This window comes from Heyndrickxia acidicola, from assembly GCF_001636425.1.
GTDB classification, from domain to species: domain Bacteria; phylum Bacillota; class Bacilli; order Bacillales; family Bacillaceae_C; genus Bacillus_AE; species Bacillus_AE acidicola.
The window spans coordinates 3086792-3108906 of record NZ_KV440953.1 but is presented as its reverse complement, the minus strand read 5'-3'; the positions used below and the strand labels follow the sequence as shown (position 1 = coordinate 3108906).

Below are 22115 nucleotides of genomic sequence, written 5' to 3'. Positions count from 1 at the left end.
GACAAGCGGCCGCCGCTTCCTCCTGTACATAAACTAACGATATGAAAACTATACAAGTTCTTTAGATTACTTATCATTATAATTTTAAACGACTTGCTTGTCGCTAGAAAAGGGTATTGGAAAAAACGAAATTAAAGAAATGTGTGATCTATCCTTCATTGGCTTATGGCAGTCGAATGTAAAAAAACGAATGCAATTGTTTATGCAGCAGGGCTTTTACAAAGGCAGTTTTCCATAGATTGTTGCTTTACATACAAGGCATCATTCCTTATGTTGACTGTCTCCGTGTCATCTTTTCGTTGGCTATTCACATTATTTAATACTAAATCTTTGTATTAAATCATTTTTTTGTGTCAATTAGCAACAAAGTTTACAAAAAGAGGCTTTCGCAAAAAATGTTATATCCTTATTAAGTGAGGCACCGTGGCATCTTTTTGTCTTCAGTCATTTTGTTTTCAAGCTTGAACTCTGTGTATCCTAGATTCATTTATGCTTCATTCTACCCTTTCTACAGGCAGTCGTACAGCTGTGTCTATTTTTTTACTCAGAAAGAAATGCTTGCCGCATGGCTGTTTTAACAGCTTTAGCAGCAAACATTTCGAATTTCATTTTTTAAGTTGGCTGTTTTCCCATAGATTGTTGTTTTTCACAAAAGTGTTAAGTCCGTATTAAGTGAACCTTTTAGTTTAAGGTGTCGGCTTCATTGGGGAAATCCAAACATGGTTTCCATTAGAAACGGTAACACCGATTAATCTTATTTTCTTTCCATTTTGGAGTAAATAGTTTTTGTTGATAGGGTAATCAATTATAGATCCTTTTTTCTCAGCCCTAAAGACAGGGTTTTGAGGGTCCGTCTGATTTAATTCCGTTTTATAGCCCTTTGAGCCATAGAATTCATCTGCACGGACAAATAATCTCTCACTTAAATCTGATAGGGAAGGCAGAGATAAAAAGGATGAGATGATTTTTGGCAAATCGGTATTATTTACTAGTCCATGGGGTTTATCCGGACCGTATGAGTACAAAAAAACATCCTCACCTGTGTGGCCATTTGTAGTAAATCCAATATGAGCTCTTTTGGATAATAAATGCGCCATTGATTCTTCAGCACTTGGCGATTTCGTTAACTCTGCCCATTCCTCTTTAGTAAGATGTGTAAGTCCATAGGCTTCCGCTGCCTTTTTCATGTTTGAACGATTGTGATTCAACAGAGACGCTGCTCCAGTAACAGTAAGCTTTGCTGCTTTTAACGGCTTAACAAAGGTTTCGGCTGGACTGACAGGATAGGTTTGATTGGTACTGATATTCCCCATGGTTAATCCACTATTTCCGTGATCTGTTACTGCTATGACAAGGGTATTTTGATCTTGACTTGCAAAAGATATAGCTTCCGATACTGCTGTATCGAAGGATAGTATTTCACTTATCATGCCAACAGGATCATTTTTATGTGCAGCCCAGTCAACCTTGCTTCCTTCTATAAATAAGAAGAACCCTTTTTTCTTTGCTGAAAGCAGCTGAATTGATTTTCTTGTCATCTCTGCCAAGGAGGGCTGTGATGGATATAGTTTTTTTCTATCCAATTCATACGCAATGTCACTTTGTGCAAAGCTTCCCCATACCTTTGGCCCGATTGTTTTGGTTAATTGCTCTTTTGTTTCTACAAATGCATATCCTTGTTTTTTGATGGAAGACACAAGATTTTCTCCGTCTTTCCTTGAGTTTTTTGTTTCAGGCTTAGACAGCAGCGACTCCTTCCCGCCTCCGAGTATAACATCAACGCCTTGATAAACCTGCTGTTCTGCAATGTCATCAAAGTGGCCGCGGTTTATAGAATGGGCTGAGAACGCTGCAGGAGTAGCGTGCTGGACAGGGGAGGTAGAAACAACACCTGTCGCAAGTCCCTTTTGCCGAGCAGCTTCCAGGAGATTAGCAGCTGGTTTAGCTTCCAGCATTTTTCCGTTCCTTAATACAGGCACCATTCCAATTAAATCAACAATCGTTTTTTCACCGGTAGCCATAGCGGTGCCAGCAGCAGCTGAGTCTGTGATGGATGATTGCAGCGAATAGGTTCTTACGCCGCCAGTTAAAATTTTATCAAGAGCCAGCGGACTTCCTTTGTACCAGCGTGACAATGTTACAGAATCTGAGTTTGTTCCATCCATGACCATAAAAATGACGTTTCGCGGTTTTACAGGGACTGTATCTGCTTTTATAGCTGAAGCCGTAGAGAAAAGGAGCATAATCACGAAGAACGTTTTCATATCATTCACCTCTTTAGCATTACCATTTTGTTAGGGTGCTTTTGTATCATTACTTGCTTTTTTCATGAAATCTTAAATCACTCAGTTTTTAAAAATAGGCTAGAACTCTGTTGTGTTTTTGTGAAATGGCTAGCCATTACATAAAATAGCTTTTGAAGGAAAAATGAATTTATACCTTAAATGGCGAATAAATATGCCGTGCTGAGATTCTAGTATGGAAGCATCTATGTAGAAAGGTAAAATGGAAGAGTGTATAGTAAAATTAGAAAAATTTCATTAATGTGTGAGGTGAATGGTTTTGGCAGGCTTGTTGGACCTACTTTCAATCCATTATCCGATTATTCAAGCGCCCATGGCGGGAGGAGTATCCACTCCATTACTGGCCGCCGAAGTTTCTGAAGCAGGCGGGCTGGGGATGATTGGCGCAGGTTATTTAAATCCAAATGAAACAAGAAAGCAAATTCGGGAAGTGAAATCAAGGACAATAAAACCTTTTGGGGTCAATCTCTTTATTCCTGAAAAAACGTTCTGGGCAGAAGGAGAGACAAGGAAGGCGTATGATGCTTTAGAAGCCTTTCGTTTTAAGCTGGGTGTAGAATCCTCCTATTCCACCAGCAGTGCGGATCATTATAAAGAGCAGCTTGAAATCATTATTGAAGAAGGGGCGCCCATTTGTACGTTTACATTTGGCCTGCCTTCTGATGAGGAAATCCAGTTGCTAAAGGAAAAAAATATAGTATTGATTGCGACTGCTACCACCGTGGAGGAAGCAAAGCTTGCTGAGAGGAAGGGAATGGATGCAGTGGTGGTTCAGGGGAGTGAAGCCGGCGGGCACAGAGGCACATTCCTTCATACCATGGAGGAGGGATTAGTTGGCCTCATATCTCTTGTTCCACAGGCAGCAGATCGTGTGAACATCCCTTTGATTGCAGCCGGGGGAATAATGGATTCAAGAGGAATCAATGCAGTGTTGTGCCTGGGAGCACAAGCCGCACAGCTGGGAACAGCCTTTCTTACCTGTAAAGAAAGCGGAGCAAACCCTGTACACAAGAAAGCTGTTCTTTCTGCAACTGAGGAACAAACGGTAGTGACAAAGGTTTTCTCAGGAAAATATGCCCGCGGTATTTACAACAATTTTATTAAAGAAATGGAAGAGGCAGATGCTGCGGTTGCCCCATTTCCAATTCAAAATTCTTTTACAGGCGGCATTCGAAAAGAAGCAGCTAGACAAAATAACCCCGGGTATATGTCTCTTTGGTCAGGACAAAGCCCAAGATTAAGCAGGGATGTTTCTGCTTTTGAGTTGATGCAGTCTCTTGTGGCAGGGCTAAACTGTAATAACGAATAAACAGGGCTGGAGCAATGTATTTGCTCCAGTTTTTCATATGCGCGTACACAGATTATAAAAATTTTTTACGATTTACAAACGTAACAGTGTTATGTTACGATGTAATCATCAAAGAAGGGAGTCGTTTCGTTTTGACTGATGACTTGATAGCAAAAAAGGATTTGCTGGAATTAGCAGACATTTCATATGGGCAGTTATATAGATGGAAAAGGAAAAACTTAATCCCTGAAGATTGGTTTATTCGAAAATCGACCTTTACTGGTCAGGAAACCTTTTTTCCCAGAGAAAAAATTCTTCATCGGATTGAGAAAATCCAGCAGATGAAGGAGAATCTTTCTCTTGATGAGCTGGCAGATATGTTTTCGCCGAATCTAAAGGAAATGAATCTTACATTGGAGGAAGTGATAAAACGGGGAATTGCTTCTCAGCCCGTACTCCACTTTTTTAGGGATCAGACCGAGGGAATGAGTAATGAACTAAGTTTTTCACAAATTTTATATGTGTATGTATTGGAAAAGTTATTAAGCTCAGGACAAATCAATTTAGATGAAGCCAAAATGGTTCTTGAAGTCTTAACAGAACATTATCCTTCGGTGAGGGATAAGCAGGCAGACCTGATTTTCATGAGGAAGCTGGGTGTATCAACTTGCCTGCTTGCAGCAGAAACGTCGAATATTTACTTTGATAAGACTGCCAAAGCGGTGGCAGTATTGCCGCTTTCGGTGTGTTTAGAGGAATTGAAACCAAAATTATTATAATGGGGGACTTTAGGAATGGCAGGGTCGACAGATAAAAAGAGAAATTTATTGATCAATGGTTTTGGCACCTCTTCAGGCGGCCATTTTGAGAAAGCGGAAGTCAATGGAAAGGGCACTGTAAATGGCGATGTCTATTGTAATGAGATCATTTGTAATGGTTTTGCCACGATTAATGGCAATGTGGAGGCCCAAACAATCAAAATAAACGGTAATGGAAAAATAGATGGTAATGTATACGCACAGGAGATTTCCGTAGACGGAATTGTGAAGATGAGCGGTGAAGTAAACGGAGGCGAGCTTAAAGTGAGCGGATCGGCTGCTTTCGGAAACAATGTAAAAGGAGACTCCATTCTAGTAAATGGAAAGGCAAAAATAGCAGGTGATTGTGAATCGGAAAACTTTTCGTCAGAAGGGATTTTTCGTATTGGAGGTTTGCTTAATGCCGAAGAAATCTCCGTTCTCTTATATGGTGAATGTAAAGCAGAAGAAATCGGCGGCAAGTCGATTATTGTAAAAGAAAAGCCGTCTGGAATGATGAAATTGATTAAACCATTTTTTCCTTCAAGACTGGTAACGAAAGTAATGGAAGGCGATGATATTCGAATAGAGGCTGTGACAGCCGATGTTGTAAGGGGTAACACTGTTGCAATCGGACCGAACTGTGAAATAGGATTAGTAGAATATAAATCAGATATTCAAATAAGTCCCGGATCAAAAGTAAAGGAACACAAAAAGATTTTATAAGTGAACATGGTGGGCAGTCCTCCTGTTGCTTTGAGAAAATAGCCTGTTTCAAATCCTTTAAATGGAAAAATAAATGACTGAAATGAACAATCGGTGAATAAATAAAAAAGGATGTATAGGGAGAGGGAGACATTGGAAAAAAATAATTTAAATATCTTCGGATCTGGGAGCTCTGGCGGAGGGGAATTTCATAAGGCTAAGATTAATGGAGAAGGGACCATTACGGACAACATTGAATGTACGGAATTAAAAATTAACGGTGAGGGTACCGTTATAGGGGATTTTAAAGGGGAATTTCTCTCTGTACATGGAAATGCTCAGATTACGAAACAAGTTAAATCAAAAGAAATTCGTGTCTATGGGGCTTTGGCTGCGGAAGGAGATGTCTTTGCCGACAGTGCCAAAATTAGAGGGAGTTTGGATATTGAAGGCAGTTCAAAAATGGGATTGAGTGATATTAAAGGATCCTTAACTGTAAAAAATGACTGTGAGTCGGAAAGGTTTTATTTTGACGGGAGCTTTCATGTCGGAGGATTATTGAGTGCTGATGATATAAAACTTGAAATGAGAAATGGGGAAAGCAAGGCACTTGAAATTGGCGGGGAACATATTGTCATTAAACGCAAATCTGCTTTTTTGGGATTATCCAAGTCACCTGGGATGCTTTTAACAGAATCCATTGAGGGAGACCGTATTTATGTAGAATATACAAAAGCAAAAGTTATACGAGGCAAAAACATTGAGATTGGTCCAGGCTGCGACATTGAGATTGTTGAATATCAGGATGATTTAAAGCTATCCAGCCAGTCGACCATTAAAGACAAAAGAAAAGTATAAATTGGAGGGGAAACATGAGTAAGAAGAAAAATCACTTAGGGTTTGTAGTAGCAGGTTTGCTGCTGGGGATATTGATGGCTTCGATGGATAATACGATTGTGGTTACAGCAACCGGAACGATCGTAGGTGAACTGGGAGGTCTTGATAATTTTATTTGGGTCGTTTCAGCCTATATGGTGGCTGAAATGGCAGGAATGCCAATATTCGGAAAGCTTTCTGATATGTACGGCAGAAAACGGTTCTTTCTTTTTGGGCTGCTGTTCTTTATGCTGGGTTCGATTCTATGCGGAACCGCTGACAGCATCACTCAGCTGAGCCTGTATCGGGCCATTCAGGGAATTGGAGGAGGCGCACTGGTGCCAATTGCCTTCACCATCGTTTTTGATATTTTTCCAGTTGAAAAGAGAGGGAAAATGGGAGGCTTATTTGGAGCAGTATTTGGACTATCCAGTATTTTTGGCCCATTAATTGGAGCCTATATTACAGACAATATTAGCTGGAGATGGATTTTTTATATTAACTTGCCTTTAGGCTTGCTGGCTCTTGTCTTTGTCTCGATTTTTTATCACGAAACAAAACAGAAGGTAAAGCAAAAAATAGATTGGATTGGAGCTATCACACTAGTAGGAGCGGTTGTTTGTTTAATGTTTGCGTTGGAGCTTGGCGGCAACAAATATGACTGGGGGTCCTCTCCAATTATTAGCTTGTTCAGCGGGTTTGTAGTATTGCTCGTTCTGTTTTTATTTGTAGAAACGAAAGCAGCAGAGCCGATCATTTCATTTAAAATGTTTAAAAACAGATTGTTTGCTGGAAGTACGATTGTAGGATTATTTTACGGAGCTGCTTTTATGGGAGCAACGGTCTATATCCCGATTTTTGTTCAGGGTGTATACGGCGGTACAGCCACAAACTCAGGTCTTATTCTTTTGCCGATGATGCTTGGGTCTGTGGTAGCTGCACAGCTTGGAGGTTTTTTAACAACAAAGCTAAGCTATCGTAATATAATGATTATTTCAGCTATCATTTTGATTGTAGGAATCTATCTATTAACCACTTTAAACCCGGACACCCCCAGATATATACTTACCATTTATATGATCATTACTGGCGTAGGGGTTGGATTCTCCTTTTCTGTGCTGAGCATGGCGACCATCCATAATTTTGGAATGGATCAGCGCGGTGCTGCCACTTCTACGAGTAATTTTATCCGTTCACTTGGCATGACAGTTGGAACAACAATCTTTGGCATGATACAAAAAAATGTCTTCGCGGATAAGCTGAAAAAAGTATTTGAAGGGTTTGGGCCAATGCCAGGAAAGTCAGGGATAAATTCCAGCCAAATTTTATTGGAAAAGACAAGATCTCATATTCCTGCACCTATCCTGCACAAAATAACAGATGTCCTTTCTGCATCTATTGTCCACACCTTTATGTGGGGGCTAGTGCCGGCGGTCCTTGCATTAGTATTTATCTTTGTCATGAGCAACGAAAGACTTGTATTTGCCAAACCGGTTAAGAAAGCGGCAATAGACAGATAGATTATAACAAAAGGGACCTCTTAAAGTTTTTAGCTCATTTTACAGTATAGAGGCTGATTCAAACGGCGGTTATAATTGGCCTTTTGAGTCAGCTCTTTTTTATTTTTGGACAGAAAAAAGGGGAGAATAACGATTAATACGATTAATAGCATGATGTCTATCTGTTAAAAATTTATCTGAGCAGAAAAGAACAGGCAGACGAATAGCTCTGAGGATATCTAGTAATATCCAAAGATAGTTTGGATTCCACGTTAATTAGAGTGGCAGGCTAAAGACTCCTGCGGGATCAGCTAACTTAAGGAGACCCTCAGGAGCACACTGCGAGGATCCCGTCCGCCCGCGGAAAGCGAGTGCCTGCAGCGCAAGTCAACCTGCAGGGTGACCAGAGTGCTACCTTTTTCTCAGTTCATTCTGAATTTCGAACTTGAAGCGAAAAGAAATGCTTGCAGTGGAAACCAACAAGAAAAAAAATTTGCTATAGCCAAGGTCACTTGATATCATTGCACCATTTGGGACAGCATCTTTATTGAGGACTAAATTCGTAAACTGTTGCTATTGGGCACAGTAATATCATTATAAATATGTGTTCAGTATTAAAACTTGTGAAGAGCTTACGAAAAGATGCCACGAAGACAGACAACTCACGGAATAGTCCTTTGTGCGTAAAACAACAATCTATGCGAAAACAGCCTTGATAAAAGACGAATTGTGAAAGCCAAGTATCGAGTGCTGATGTATGAAATGACTAAGATTTTCGATAAAAAAGATCAAATATAATTCGATAAGTGTTTTTTTGGAATCATTCTGGGTATTTAATAATCATGTGTCGTTACATTTTCAAAAGGAATAGGCAAGCCGATCTAAGTAAGATAAAATAAACTAAGGATGTAAAAATCTGAAGAGGTGAGCTTTCTTGAAAAGAGGCCATGATCAATTAAAAAGAGTGATTTCCAATTTGTCAGAAATTGGTGTCAAAATCTCGAAAACAAAATCACGTGGAGAATTATTTAAGGTGCTGGAAGATGTAAAAGCTGTTCCCAATTACCCTAAAATTCCACACTAATAAAAAAATGAGCCAAGTGTTTTCACACCTGACTCATTTTTTTATTAGTGGATTTCCATACAGATTTCCTTAAATTATTTCTCGGGAAATCGAACCATGTCGAAAGAAGAAAGTCTGGAAAGCCTGTACTGCTTTTATTTTTGGCTCTGATAAATGTCTATGTCGAAAGCTTTGTTAAAAAATCTCGACTAATTTTACACCCATGTTGATTGAGTGTAAATCAACAAGTAAGATAAACAGATCCATATTGAAAATAACAGAGTTCTGTAACAAAGCCTTATTTTTATAAATACAGAAAATTTATATATTTAGCAGTTGTTTTTTTAAAAAGGAATCAATATAATAAGGGAAATCATAATAGTTGGTCGATGAGGAAGAGAGTAGTCTTAAGGCATCCGTAAGCGAGCCGGGGGAGGTGGAAGCCCGGTGGAAAGGCTTTATGATGAAGCGCACTTCTGAGAAGCTGTTCTGAAAAAACAAGTAGGTTCAGCCGTAGCTCGCGTTAAGAGCAGAGGGGTCTATTTTTTAGTCAAAAAGGGTGGTACCGCGGGTGTAAGCTCGTCTCTTATTTTTATAAGAGGCGGGCTTTTTGTATTTTTCGAAAGGTGAAAACGGTCTTTCATTCATTTACAAAATCAAATTGAGAAGGGGTTTTAATATGGATTTAAAAGCAGTGTTTGCTCAAAGATTAGAAGCAGTTCTTGATGGGAAAGTGGATTATCATGAGATTTATCCGCTCATTGAAGTGCCTAAAAATAAAGATTTTGGTGATTTAGCATTTCCTTGTTTTCAACTTGCGAAATTGGATAAAAAGCCGCCTGCTCAAATTGCTGAAGAACTTGCGACACAGCTTTCCAGCCCTATTTTATCGGAAATTCATGCTATGGGGCCATATGTGAACGTGAGCTTTTGTTCTAAGACAATAGGAAAAGACATTCTTACAGCGATATTACAAGCTGGGGAAAGCTATGGGGAAAGTGATGGAGGAATAGGGAAAACGGTGGTTTTGGATATGTCCAGCCCTAATATAGCTAGACCATTTTCAATGGGTCACCTGCGGTCAACGGTAATTGGCCATTCACTTTCCAAAATTGCGGCCAAGTGCGGATATAAGACGGTGAAAATAAACCATTTGGGAGACTGGGGAACCCAATTTGGAAAGCTCATCGTCGCCTACAAAAAGTGGGGAGATAAGGAAAAGGTAGAGCTGCATCCCATTGAAGAGCTGCGGACACTTTATGTAAAATTTCATGAAGAAGCTGAAAAAAAACCTGAACTGAATGAAGAAGCCCGCGCAGCCTTTAAGGAATTAGAACAGGGCAGCGAGGAATATTTAACATTATGGAATTGGTTTAGAAAAGAGTCACTTAAGGCTTTCCATGAAATCTACGACTTGCTTGGTGTGAATTTTGACTCCTATAATGGAGAAGCTTTTTTTAATGATAAAATGGAAAAAATAGTGTGCTTGCTTGGGGATCGTGGACTTTTGGAGAAATCAGAAGGGGCTCTTGTCGTTCCATTAGAGGAAGGCCTTCCTCCTTGTTTAATAAGAAAAACAGATGGAGCCACCCTTTATGCCACTAGAGATTTAGCGGCTGCTCTTTATCGAAAGCAAGAATATAATTTTGATGAGATGCTTTACGTTGTTGGCCAGGAACAAACCGTTCACTTTAAACAAATTACTGGAGTGTTAGATAAGCTGCAGTTTAAATGGGCGCACAGTATTAAGCACATTCCGTTTGGCCTTTACTTGAAGGATGGGAAAAGAATGTCAACTCGAAAGGGAAAAGTGGTTCTTTTAGGAGAAGTATTAAAAGAAGCGGTTGACTTGGCTTTAGCTAATATACTTGAAAAGAACCCTGATCTTCCTGACTCCATGGAAGTTGCGAAGGATGTGGGAGTAGGTGCTGTGGTTTTTCATGATTTGAAGAGTGATCGTTTAAACAGTATTGAATTTTCATTAAAGGATATGCTGACTTTTGAGGGGGAAACGGGGCCCTACATTCAATATACACATGCTCGTGCACATTCAATTTTACGAAAAAGAAAAGAAAAAGAGTATAGATTTTCAGGGCTGGATGATAAGGAAAGCTGGGAAATCATTAAGCTATTGAATGAGTTTCCTGCTGTCATTGCAAGATCATATTCAGCTTATTCCCCGTCTCTTTTAGCAAAGTATCTGATTGAATTAAGCAAATCATTTAATAAGTACTATGGCAAGGTAAGAATTATTGAAGAGGATGAAGACCTTTTATCTCGCCTGTCCCTTGTTAAAGCTGTAGCGGATATCTTGGCTGAAGGCCTGCAGCTTTTAGGGATTGGGGCACCGAAAGAAATGTAGGGGACATATCTTAATTTGGCAGGTAATGATGTTTGGGACAATCATACAGAGAGGTATATAAAAAGCACTGCCGATAATTAGGCAGTGCTTACATATAGGGAACGGCTGTTAGAGAGCGGCTTCTGAGTTAGAAATTTGCAGCTGTGACTGCACTTTTATATCCTGTACCGCCTGTTTCTTAACCTCAACATATTTTACATGAAGATCTTCCATTTCTTTGATGGTAAATTGGTATCCGTCAAAGTCGATAATATCTCCTTGCTTAGCCTCATAGTTTTCGGTTAAGACCCAACCGCCAATCGTATCAATATCTTCATCATTAATCGTAATCCCAAGAATATCGTTTACTTCGCTTACAAGAACCTTTGAGTCAAAAATAAAATGATTTTCCTTGATTTTGCGGATGAGAGGCACTTCATCCATATCGAATTCATCGCGTATTTCGCCAACAATTTCTTCCAGGATATCCTCTACAGTCACCAGTCCGGAGGTACCGCCGTATTCATCAATTAAAACCGCCATATGAATTCTTTCCTTTTGCATCATAACAAGCAGTTCGTTAATCGGAATGGTGTCGATGACCCTGATGATAGGACGGACGTAGGTTTCAAGAGTTATACTTGTAACACTTTTTTCCTGGATAAAATCTGTCAAAATTTCCTTCACATTAACAAGGCCGATAATATGGTCCTTATCACCATCAATCACTGGATAGCGCGTAAATCGTTCTTCGTTCACTATCTTAAGGAAATCTTCGAGTGAGTCTTCCTTGGAAAGCGAAGTAATTTCCGTTCGGGGAACCATAATCTCTTTCGCAATACGATTATCGAATTCAAAAATTTTATTAACATATTTAAACTCTGATTGGTTTATTTCTCCGCTTTTGTAGCTTTCGGAAAGAATAATTCGCAATTCTTCCTCGGTATGAGCCAGTTCACTTTCAGAAGCAAGCTTTAAACCAAAAGCTTTTGTGACAAGCCGGGCTGAACTATTCAATATCCAGATAAAAGGATACATCACGCGATAAAAAAGAATAAGCGGGCGTGCAACCATCAATGTAATTGTCTCGGCTTTTTGAATGGCCAGAGTTTTAGGAGCCAGTTCTCCAATCACTACATGGATAAAGGTAATAGCAAGAAAAGAAATGACAATGGATAAAACTTCTGTAACGGACCCAGGAATATTTACCAATCCGAAAACGGGATGCAGGAGTCCTGAAACAAAGGATTCTCCTTTCCAGCCCAGTAAAAGGGATAGAATGGTGATTCCAAGCTGGCACGCAGACAGGTATTCATCCAAATTAGAAATCAGTCTTCTTGCAGCAATTGCTTTTTTGCTTCCTTCTTCAATAAGCTGATCGATACGTGAACTTCGCACCTTTACAATTGAAAATTCCGAGGCTACAAAAAAGCCGGAAAGTGCTATTAAAAAGAATATTAGCACCAAGTTAAATATGTCCAAATAAGTTTTCCAATCCCCTTCTTGTGAGAAATGAGATTGGAGTCACCTCCTAAGATATCAATTTGTTAACAAATCCAGAGACTTCATCAGTGCAGTGCTTGTGACAGCAAGTTTGTTTGTAATGGCTTCCTTTTGTTCCGGGTTTAACTTCTGCAATACAGGTGTAATGCCGGATAATTCAATATAAAGCTGACTCATCTGTTCTGCCAGGTGGTCGACCTGCTGTTCGAAGTCTTCTTCATTTACAAGTATGTTTTTTTTTAATTCCAGCCTTTTTCGAATGGTCTCAAGAGGCAGATGCATTCTTTTTCCTTCTTCAATGAAATGGAGGTCAGTTATAGCATCAATGCCATATAAGCGATAATTGGACTTTGTACGTTTTGCCTGCAAAAGGCCCAGTCGCGTATAGTGATCAATTGTCCTCTTGGATACGTTCGCTAAAGCTGCTAATTCGCCTATTCGGTAAACAGCCCCATTTTATCACCTCGACACTCCTATAGTTAATAATAGCCTCATTGGGTATACGCTGTTTTTCTTACCCCCGAAAATACACTTTAATTCTATAAAGTTAGTAATTAAATAAAAGGGGAAAGTTAACTTCATTATAAAAAAAACGAACTGTACAGTCAAACGTGTCACTTCTGCTGGCTGTTTCAAGGGTTGTGAAAAGACTTCAGGAGATAGAGGTATGCCGTGTAAGTATCTTATCATACTGTATGGTGTTAAACGCTTCGGTATACATAGGATTTGTCTATATTTTTAAAAAGGCTCAGTGGAATTTCTATGTTGTTAACTGCTCGTTTTTTTCATTTGTGTAAAACGGCGATTCACACAAATGAACTAAAAACAAAAGAGTCTTTTAATAGACCAAAATCAACAATAAGGGGATGAAAAAATTAAGAGCCGGAGCCAGGCTCAAGGCTCTCCGGGTTTTTGAAAGGGAGTTTTTATTATAGGATAATATTAAATAAAGGCTGTTTTCGCATAGATTGTTGTTTTACGTACAAAGGATTATTCCGTGTATTGTATGTCTTAGTGGCACCTTTTCGTATGCTATACACAAGTTTTAATACTGAATATATATTTACAATGATATTTCTGTGTCCCATAGCAACAAAGCTTACGAAAACAGCCTAAATAAATTATTTTACCTATGCAGTCTGTGGCTAGTTCCATCGCCTATTGGCTAGCCGATAGGCGATGGAACTTTATTATAAAATCAACTGAGCTGAAAAATTGCTCTGCGCTATACTTTGTCGGTAGATGCTTCCTTTACAGTTACCGGCGATACTTCAACGTAAAGGACATGGGAATCCTGCATCTCAGCTACCCTAAATTGTATGTTTTCTTCTATTAATGTATCCTCTTGCCTTAAGTCATACTTTTGAGTTAAAAGCCAGCCGCCAATTGTGTCCACTTCTTCATCTGAAATATGTGTTCCGAGCAAGTCATTTACATCTTCAATTAATACTTTTGCATCAAGTAAATAATGCTTGTCACTCAGCATTTGGATAAGAGGAACTTCGTCAGCATCAAATTCATCACGGATTTCCCCAACGATTTCTTCTAATATATCCTCAACTGTCACAATTCCAGCTGTACCGCCGTATTCATCGAGCAAAACAGCCATATGTGTGCGATCTTTTTGCATCCTGGCAAGCAAACTTTGAATCGGAACTGTTTCAATGACGTGCAGGATCGGTTTGCAATAGATTTCTATAGACTCATCGCCTTTACATTTGTTTGAAACGCAATCTGTTAACACTTCTTTTATATTTACAACACCAATAATATTGTCCTTGTCACCATCTGTAATGGGATAACGAGTGTATTTTTCCATCGTCATCACTGGCATGACATCGTTAATGGTCTCTGTCCTATCCAGGCTTACAATCTCTGTGCGGGGTACCATAATTTCTTTTGCAATCCGGTTATCGAATTCAAAGATTTTATTTACATACTTGTATTCCGACTGGTTTATTTCACCGCTTTTTAGACTCTCAGAGAGAATAATGCGAAGTTCTTCTTCGGAGTGGGCCATATCATGTTCTGAAGCAGGTTCTATTCCGAATAAGTTTGTAACAAAGCGGGAAGAACGGTTTAATACCCAGATAAATGGAAACATAATTTTGGTAAACAAAATGAGCGGCTTGGCAACCAAAAGAATAATGTTTTCTGCTTTTTGAATAGCGAAGGACTTTGGAGCAAGTTCACCTATAACCACACTTCCGAAAGTAATAACAATAAAAGAAAGAATGAATGATAACAGCCTGGAGAAAGAAGGTGGTACATTAAATTTGTTCAATAGAGGGTCTATCATTTTTCCAATGGTAGGCTCACCCAGCCACCCAAGAATTAAGGAGGTTACAGTAATTCCAAGTTGTATGGCAGATAAATAGCTGTCCAAATTTGAGAGGATCTTCTTAGCTGCATACGCTCTTTGATTCCCTTCAGTAATCAGTTGATCTATTCTTGAAGTGCGGACTCGAACAATAGAAAATTCAGAGGCAACAAAGAAAGCTGTCACCGATATTAAAATAATGATAAAAATCAGGTTTATTATAGGCATTAAAGTGTCTTGCACTCATGGTTTCTTACTTTACCTGCTGCAAGACAGGCACCTCCTAGCGCTCGTGTATATCTAATAATTTTAATCTTCCCGAAAAACCTATTTGAAAACCGTTTATTGAAAGCAAAGCCTTAGAAAAACCTTTTTTGTTAAGTGTTTATGTTGATATTAGCATGTTTTTAAGCAATCCATTTGTAAATATTTCTTCCTCTTCCGTTAAATCGTTTAATTGGATGAGAGGGAAAAGACTATATTAAGTATTGTACCAAAATGATGAGCAATTAATAAAGGAAACCGCCTTTGAGGCCAATCTATGGTCTAAATTCGATGAAAAAAGCTTTGCTATATATGTTGAATATAAGTTTTTACTCTGACAATTGAAGCGGAAGGCACGAGACTCCTGCTGGACAAGCAGGAAAAGGGAGACCCCACAGGCGCAATTTGCGACGAGAAGGCTCCCTGCCTGCCCCTCGGAAATCAATAGCCATTTTATAAGTAATAACTGATTGCAATTTATATAATAAATTTATTCTTTTTGTACCATTATTCAGAAAAAGTATTTATAATAAATGGGATTACTTAGAGAATGAGTTGTATACATTAAACCTATAAGCAGGGACGGGCTAAACAAGTTCTGCCCTCAGTAACATTTCATTTGTCAAGAATTAATTGATGCTATTTGAGTTATATAATCGTATATGTGACAAAAATAATATGAAGCTTTAATAAAGATATTTGGTAAAATAGAGATATTGATGGTACGTATGCACAGTTTCAAATTGTGAAGCTGTTTTTTTATGTATTCCCATTTCAAGAGATTTCGTTTGGAGGGAACCCGATTGAAGAGTTATGCAGATAATCCTGATATTATTTACATCCATGTTAATGAGGTCGACCGATATGTACTGTCACATGGAATAGAATTTAAAGAGTTTATGCGAGCGGTTCCTGATTTAAACAATCTTTTGCTACTTGCCCATAAATATGATGATGGCACCTTTAATCACCATACTTTATTTGAATATGTGGAAGCGGATTTGATTCAGCGGCTTAGAGGTGAGGAAATTTATAATTATGGCGATTTTTGCTGGATTGACTTTGAGGAAGAAGAGGCATTGAATGTGTTGGAGGCTCAGGAAATTGCAGAGCTTCTGTATTTAAGTCATATAAAAAATCACCTTAGACTCCCTTTTTACCGGAAATTAAATAATCGATTTGCGTATCTGTCACATGAAGACAGCTGGTTTAACAAAACGTATTATCGTTCTTTTGATGATTTTTACAGCATACTTGGTGAGGTTATTGCGGGGAAATTGAGTGATACAAAAGGTGAAAAATCATTTTTTGGCCGTAAAAAGAAAAGGGATATCCCAAGCATCCCGAAAGAGGTACTCTATCCTTTTATAGAAGACATGAAAGAAGGGATGGTTATTTCGATTGGGAAGTCTGTCCAAACGAGGCCGCAGTTAGAAATTCCTATATGGGTAATTGGCGATTATTACAATATGGATGAAATGTATGAAGAATATAGTGAAAATCAAAATTTGCCAGTGGATGGAAAGCTTGTATATGATCGAAAAGCAAAAGAGTGGAGAGCTTTTGTAAAGTAGGACGGCTGCAGCCGCCGTCCGCTGTCCAGCCTATACATATTAACGGCTCTCCGTCTTACTGCTTCCTTTATTTAAGACATTATTTGCCCTTGTGTAAAGGTCTTCGAGCTCCTTTTTAAAAACCTGCATTTTTTCCATTTTCATATTTATTAATTCAACTTGTTTCTGAACGTTCAAAGCAAGCTCTCTTAATTCCTGAAGTTTATTTTCATCACGAGATGCACGATATTCATTTCTTTTTTGTTCTATTGTTTCATTCAGGCTAATAAAGTACTGCAGCTCCTGAAGGGAGAAACCAAGTACATCCTTTGCGACAACTACTCTTTTGAGTTTGTTAATTTCCTCCTGGGTGTATAATCTGGTACCGCCATCAGTGCGGTCAGGCGGTTGGATGAGCCCGATTTCTTCGTAATAACGAATAGTCCTCTTAGTCAACCCGGTTTCCTTGGCTACGTCGTCAATTTTAAAATAAGTCATTCATCCTCACCTCATTTTTATTATTCCCCGAGTGTGTATTTCTATATTGAAAAAACTCCCGTGTGCAAGGGAGTTTCTGTAGAACAGATAAAGCATTTGCTCATTATATTTTTATTTAATCACAAAATTAATCCTAACGTTAACGTTATATCATGTCAAGAATCTTGCTAGTTAATTTATAATACAGGTGACTGGTATATGTCACATTGAATGTAACCTGCATATATTATTAGGCACATGTCTAGTGTTTACAGAGAGATGGGAAAGAAAGATTATTTCCCTCCGCTCTTGTCATGTTAAAATAGAATTATCTCGGATTATTGGAGGAAGACAATGAAAACCAAACTTTGTTTATTATATGGCGGGAAATCTGCTGAGCACCAAGTATCACTTCAAACAGCAAAGGCAGTAATCCAGGCATTAGATTTAGATAAATATGAAATTCATCCCGTTTTTATTACTACCGAAGGAAAATGGATTAAAGGGCCGCAATTAAGCGAACCTGTTCAATCAATAAAAGAACTGGAATTCCAAGATGAGAAAGGCAAGGCTCCCAATGACCTTTCAGAATTCACTTTAAGTAAAGATGGGAGCTATGACGTGGTATTCCCTCTTTTGCATGGACCAAATGGGGAAGATGGAACTGTTCAAGGGCTTCTTGAATTATTGAACCTTCCATATGTGGGCAATGGTGTTCTTGCTTCTGCTGCTGGTATGGATAAAGTGGTAATGAAAAATATATTCGCACAGGCTGGCCTCCCTCAGGTAAAATATGTTTGGTCAACAAGAAGTGAATGGAAGGCTGATCAGGAAGAGGCTCTAAGTCAGGTGGAAAATGAAATAGGCTATCCTTGCTTTGTTAAGCCTGCAAATTTAGGTTCTAGTGTGGGAATCAGCAAATGTACCAACCGTAATGAGCTTGAGGCAGCCTTTGAGGAAGCATTCCAATTCGACCGTCGTATTATTATTGAAGAAGGCGTCATCGCCAGAGAAATTGAAATAGGCGTTTTAGGAAATGATTACGCTGAGTGTTCTGTAGCGGGTGAAATTGTCCCTAAAAAAGATTTCTATGATTATAAAGCTAAATATGAGGATCAGGACACAGCTTTAATTATACCTGCGGAAATTTCAAGTGAAGAGTATGCAAATCTAAAAGCTATGGCCATTAAAGCATACAAAGCAATTGATTGCTCTGGCTTAGTTAGAGCTGACTTTTTTGTAACAAGGGATGGCAGAGCTCTTATTAATGAAGTAAACACAATGCCGGGCTTTACTCCATATAGCATGTTCCCGCTATTGTGGAAACATACTGGGGTAGAATATCCCGAGTTAATTGAACAGCTTGTAAAACTTGCGCTGGACCGTCATCAAGAAAAACAGAATACCAAATTTACTATATAATATCTGAGGAATCACGATTGTCGTGGTTCCTCCCTTTAATAGCTCTGTTAAAGCTGGCAAAAGCGGAAAGCGGGCGCCTGGAGCAGAAATCAACACGCGATTTTAATGGGGCCAAATTAATACATCAGCAGTACTGAAGGATGGAGGACATTCATGATAAATAGAACGATAAAACAAGTGTCAAAAATGATTAAAGCTGAAAATGATCTCAGCCGGTTTTCTGAAATCAGGATTGAAGGAGTTTGTATAGATTCCAGGAAGGTTCAGCCGGGAAATCTTTATATACCGCTGAAAGGGAGATTCTCTGATGGGCATCAATACGTAGAAGCTGCGATAAATGCCGGAGCTTCAGCAGCTCTTTGGCAAATAGATGTCCCAAACCCTCCTGAAGGAATGCCAATTATTATGGTGGAAGATGCACTTGCAGCACTTCAACAGCTTGCTAAGTCATATAGGGACGAGTTATCTATTAAAGTAGTAGGTGTAACCGGAAGTAATGGAAAAACTACTACTAAGGATATGGTCGCATCTGTTCTTAAGGAAAAGTACAAGGTTCAAAAGACGGAAGGGAACTTTAATAACCATCAGGGACTTCCGCTAACTATTCTTTCATTAGAAGAAGATACCCAGGTAGCCGTTCTGGAAATGGGAATGAGTGCCCGCGGAGAAATTGAGTTTCTCACTAAACTTGCCTGCCCTGATATTGCCATCATTACAAATATTGGAGAGGCTCATTTACAGGATCTTGGTTCTCGCGAAGCAATTGCGGAGGCTAAATTTGAAATTATACAAGGCCTTTCTGAAAAGGGGTTATTAGTTTATCTTGGAGATGAGCCTTTATTAAATCAACTTCTCCGTTCTGCACAAAATTTCCGAGTGAAAACCTTTGGGAAGAATGAAAGCAATGACCTGTATCCGGTCTCTATCCGCCAGGAAGGGCATGGAAGTATCTATCGCGTTAATGGCATAGAAGGAAATTTCCATATACCTGTTCTCGGAGAATACAATGTTCTTAATTCATTAGCAGCCATCCATACAGCATTAGAGCTTGACCTTAGCCTGGAACAAATCCAAAAAGGATTAAACTCAATGAAGCTAACTGCCATGAGAATGGAAATGATAGATGGGTACAAGGGTTCAAAAATCATTAATGATGCTTATAACGCCAGTCCTACTTCAACAAAAGCTGCTATTCGTATGATGGAGGGGCTGGATGGTGAAAAAAATAAAATATTAGTCTTAGGGGATATGCTTGAGCTTGGAGAAGACGAGAAAGATTATCATAAACAAGTTGGACGAGAAATAGACCCTGAAAAAATTAATTATATCTTTACATTTGGAGAACTTGCCCGTCATATTACTGAAGAAGCCCGCCATTTATTTCCTGAAGGCCATGCCGAGGCTTTTATGGATAAAGGTGAGCTTGTAAAGAAATTAAAATCTATAGTAAAAGAAGATGACTATATTTTAATTAAAGCATCAAGAGGCATGAAGCTTGAGGAAGTTGTGAATTCCATTCTTGCTGATCAAAAGCAGTAATTAGTTAGTGAATACTGCATGTGGTAAATAAAAACCAGCTGTTTAATGAAATAGCTGGTTTTTATTATATTAGTGATTTTTCACGCCATATAAAATAAAACCTATTCCTATAAGAATAAAGAAAATCCTGGTGAAGGATATTTTATCCGAAATGCCCATCAGCCCTATAGTAGTGGTGGCGATTAAGATTACCGGGCCTACCAGTGCCAAAGAACTGTTAATAATCAGAGCTTTATCTATTTGGTTTAATTTCAACATTAATAATCCGGCGGTAACTTCAATCGTTCCAGAGATAAGTCTTAAAATAGCCATAACCAAAACAGCTTTATCGAATAAATAGAACATTCTCGGATCCCCTTTGCACTAATTGTTCCTTGCTCATTATATGCACAGACAAAAAGATTTAGGACAAGTACGGGGCCTTCGTTAAGAAGTGATAAATTAATGAATATCAGGGGTAAACGAGTAGGGAGAATAAGTTTGCTTTTTACAACTAGCTATTGACAGTTTGGGATAACCGGTTTAAGATATTGAAGTGTCACCAATTATTTGCTGAACACAAAAATTCTTGTAAGATGAAAAAACTTGGTTGACAATTAAAAAGATATATAGTAATCTAATAAAGCTGCTGAAAACGCAGCGAAGATTGTTCTTTGAAAACTAAACAAAACAGAAACGTCAACGTTAATTCTTTGTCTTATATAGACAACAACTTTAAGAGCTAAATCAACTCTTTTTTGGAGAGTTTGATCCTGGCTCAGGACGAACGCTGGCGGCGTGCCTAATACATGCAAGTCGAGCGAATCAATTGGGAGCTTGCTCCCTTTTGGTTAGCGGCGGACGGGTGAGTAACACGTGGGTAACCTGCCTGTAAGACTGGGATAACTCCGGGAAACCGGGGCTAATACCGGATAACTTCTTCCTCCGCATGGGGGGATATTGAAAGATGGCTTCGGCTATCACTTACAGATGGACCCGCGGCGCATTAGCTAGTTGGTGAGGTAACGGCTCACCAAGGCAACGATGCGTAGCCGACCTGAGAGGGTGATCGGCCACACTGGGACTGAGACACGGCCCAGACTCCTACGGGAGGCAGCAGTAGGGAATCTTCCGCAATGGACGAAAGTCTGACGGAGCAACGCCGCGTGAGTGATGAAGGTTTTCGGATCGTAAAACTCTGTTGTTAGGGAAGAACAAGTACCGTTCGAATAGGGCGGTACCTTGACGGTACCTAACCAGAAAGCCACGGCTAACTACGTGCCAGCAGCCGCGGTAATACGTAGGTGGCAAGCGTTGTCCGGAATTATTGGGCGTAAAGCGCGCGCAGGCGGTTTCTTAAGTCTGATGTGAAAGCCCACGGCTCAACCGTGGAGGGTCATTGGAAACTGGGAGACTTGAGTGCAGAAGAGGAGAGTGGAATTCCACGTGTAGCGGTGAAATGCGTAGATATGTGGAGGAACACCAGTGGCGAAGGCGACTCTCTGGTCTGTAACTGACGCTGAGGCGCGAAAGCGTGGGGAGCGAACAGGATTAGATACCCTGGTAGTCCACGCCGTAAACGATGAGTGCTAAGTGTTAGAGGGTTTCCGCCCTTTAGTGCTGCAGCTAACGCATTAAGCACTCCGCCTGGGGAGTACGGCCGCAAGGCTGAAACTCAAAGGAATTGACGGGGGCCCGCACAAGCGGTGGAGCATGTGGTTTAATTCGAAGCAACGCGAAGAACCTTACCAGGTCTTGACATCCTCTGACAACCCTAGAGATAGGGCTTTCCCCTTCGGGGGACAGAGTGACAGGTGGTGCATGGTTGTCGTCAGCTCGTGTCGTGAGATGTTGGGTTAAGTCCCGCAACGAGCGCAACCCTTGACCTTAGTTGCCAGCATTCAGTTGGGCACTCTAGGGTGACTGCCGGTGACAAACCGGAGGAAGGTGGGGATGACGTCAAATCATCATGCCCCTTATGACCTGGGCTACACACGTGCTACAATGGATGGTACAAAGGGCTGCAAGACCGCGAGGTTTAGCCAATCCCATAAAACCATTCTCAGTTCGGATTGTAGGCTGCAACTCGCCTACATGAAGCCGGAATCGCTAGTAATCGCGGATCAGCATGCCGCGGTGAATACGTTCCCGGGCCTTGTACACACCGCCCGTCACACCACGAGAGT

At 39.7% G+C, this 22115-nt stretch carries 16 protein-coding genes, 1 rRNA gene and 1 other annotated feature (1 of these 18 cut by a window edge); of the genes, 11 read left to right on the top strand and 6 right to left on the bottom strand.

All coding sequences use genetic code 11. The features are described 5' to 3' along the window. Positions 1 to 686 precede the first annotated feature (686 nt). Positions 687 to 2264, bottom strand: a complete 1578-nt coding sequence (locus A5N88_RS14515) for an alkaline phosphatase (protein ID WP_066267326.1) — start codon at positions 2262 to 2264, stop codon at positions 687 to 689. 292 nt (positions 2265 to 2556) lie between these two features. Between A5N88_RS14515 and A5N88_RS14510 the strand changes: the two genes are divergently transcribed. From A5N88_RS14510 to argS, 7 genes are all read left to right on the top strand, one after another. Further along, positions 2557 to 3612, top strand: coding sequence for an NAD(P)H-dependent flavin oxidoreductase (locus A5N88_RS14510; protein ID WP_066267324.1), 1056 nt, complete (start codon positions 2557 to 2559; stop codon positions 3610 to 3612). A gap of 131 nt (positions 3613 to 3743) precedes the next feature. Then, positions 3744 to 4370: a YhbD family protein gene (locus A5N88_RS14505; RefSeq protein WP_066267322.1), complete on the top strand. Its 627-nt coding sequence runs from the start codon at positions 3744 to 3746 to the stop codon at positions 4368 to 4370. A 15-nt stretch (positions 4371 to 4385) separates the two neighbouring features. Beyond that, positions 4386 to 5114 (top strand): polymer-forming cytoskeletal protein, encoded by a 729-nt coding sequence (locus tag A5N88_RS14500; protein WP_066267319.1) that lies wholly within the window; start codon positions 4386 to 4388, stop codon positions 5112 to 5114. A gap of 132 nt (positions 5115 to 5246) precedes the next feature. Beyond that, positions 5247 to 5951 (top strand): hypothetical protein, encoded by a 705-nt coding sequence (locus tag A5N88_RS14495; RefSeq protein WP_083953164.1) that lies wholly within the window; start codon positions 5247 to 5249, stop codon positions 5949 to 5951. 14 nt (positions 5952 to 5965) lie between these two features. Further along, entirely contained in the window at positions 5966 to 7489 is a 1524-nt protein-coding gene (locus tag A5N88_RS14490) for an MDR family MFS transporter (RefSeq protein WP_066267312.1), read from the top strand. A gap of 913 nt (positions 7490 to 8402) precedes the next feature. Next, positions 8403 to 8552 carry an Lmo0850 family protein gene (locus A5N88_RS25575; RefSeq protein WP_198160283.1) on the top strand — a complete coding sequence of 50 codons (150 nt, stop codon included), beginning with the start codon at positions 8403 to 8405 and terminating at the stop codon, positions 8550 to 8552. A 359-nt stretch (positions 8553 to 8911) separates the two neighbouring features. Next, positions 8912 to 9121, top strand: a binding site (T-box leader). A gap of 89 nt (positions 9122 to 9210) precedes the next feature. Beyond that, entirely contained in the window at positions 9211 to 10893 is a 1683-nt protein-coding gene (gene argS / locus A5N88_RS14485; RefSeq protein WP_066270559.1) for an arginine--tRNA ligase, read from the top strand. A gap of 108 nt (positions 10894 to 11001) precedes the next feature. Here the strand turns inward: argS and A5N88_RS14480 are convergent, their stop codons facing one another. The 3 genes from A5N88_RS14480 to A5N88_RS14470 form a co-directional block, all read right to left on the bottom strand. Continuing rightward, a complete protein-coding gene (locus A5N88_RS14480) occupies positions 11002 to 12354 on the bottom strand; it encodes a hemolysin family protein (RefSeq protein WP_066267310.1) in 1353 nt (450 codons plus the stop codon). A 57-nt stretch (positions 12355 to 12411) separates the two neighbouring features. After that, positions 12412 to 12813 carry a MerR family DNA-binding transcriptional regulator gene (locus A5N88_RS26170; protein ID WP_066267307.1) on the bottom strand — a complete coding sequence of 134 codons (402 nt, stop codon included), beginning with the start codon at positions 12811 to 12813 and terminating at the stop codon, positions 12412 to 12414. Positions 12814 to 13600: 787 nt separating this feature from the next. After that, on the bottom strand, positions 13601 to 14923 hold the full coding sequence (locus A5N88_RS14470) for a hemolysin family protein (RefSeq protein ID WP_066267305.1): 1323 nt from the start codon (positions 14921 to 14923) through the stop codon (positions 13601 to 13603). An 839-nt stretch (positions 14924 to 15762) separates the two neighbouring features. On the opposite strand from A5N88_RS14470, the gene A5N88_RS14465 reads away from it, so the two are divergent. Further along, entirely contained in the window at positions 15763 to 16533 is a 771-nt protein-coding gene (locus tag A5N88_RS14465; protein WP_066267302.1) for a hypothetical protein, read from the top strand. A 39-nt stretch (positions 16534 to 16572) separates the two neighbouring features. Here the strand turns inward: A5N88_RS14465 and A5N88_RS14460 are convergent, their stop codons facing one another. Beyond that, positions 16573 to 17010 (bottom strand): MerR family transcriptional regulator, encoded by a 438-nt coding sequence (locus A5N88_RS14460; RefSeq protein ID WP_066267300.1) that lies wholly within the window; start codon positions 17008 to 17010, stop codon positions 16573 to 16575. 333 nt (positions 17011 to 17343) lie between these two features. Between A5N88_RS14460 and A5N88_RS14455 the strand changes: the two genes are divergently transcribed. Both A5N88_RS14455 and A5N88_RS14450 read left to right on the top strand, forming a co-directional pair. Continuing rightward, positions 17344 to 18411 (top strand): D-alanine--D-alanine ligase, encoded by a 1068-nt coding sequence (locus A5N88_RS14455; RefSeq protein WP_066267296.1) that lies wholly within the window; start codon positions 17344 to 17346, stop codon positions 18409 to 18411. Between the two features lie 153 nt (positions 18412 to 18564). Further along, a complete protein-coding gene (locus A5N88_RS14450) occupies positions 18565 to 19950 on the top strand; it encodes a UDP-N-acetylmuramoyl-tripeptide--D-alanyl-D-alanine ligase (protein ID WP_066267293.1) in 1386 nt (461 codons plus the stop codon). A 69-nt stretch (positions 19951 to 20019) separates the two neighbouring features. Here A5N88_RS14450 and A5N88_RS14445 read toward each other — a convergent pair whose 3' ends face one another. After that, a complete protein-coding gene (locus A5N88_RS14445) occupies positions 20020 to 20295 on the bottom strand; it encodes a YqhV family protein (RefSeq protein ID WP_066267290.1) in 276 nt (91 codons plus the stop codon). A gap of 389 nt (positions 20296 to 20684) precedes the next feature. On the opposite strand from A5N88_RS14445, the gene A5N88_RS14440 reads away from it, so the two are divergent. Beyond that, positions 20685 to 22115: ribosomal RNA gene (locus A5N88_RS14440) — 16S ribosomal RNA — on the top strand (it continues 122 nt past the right edge of the window).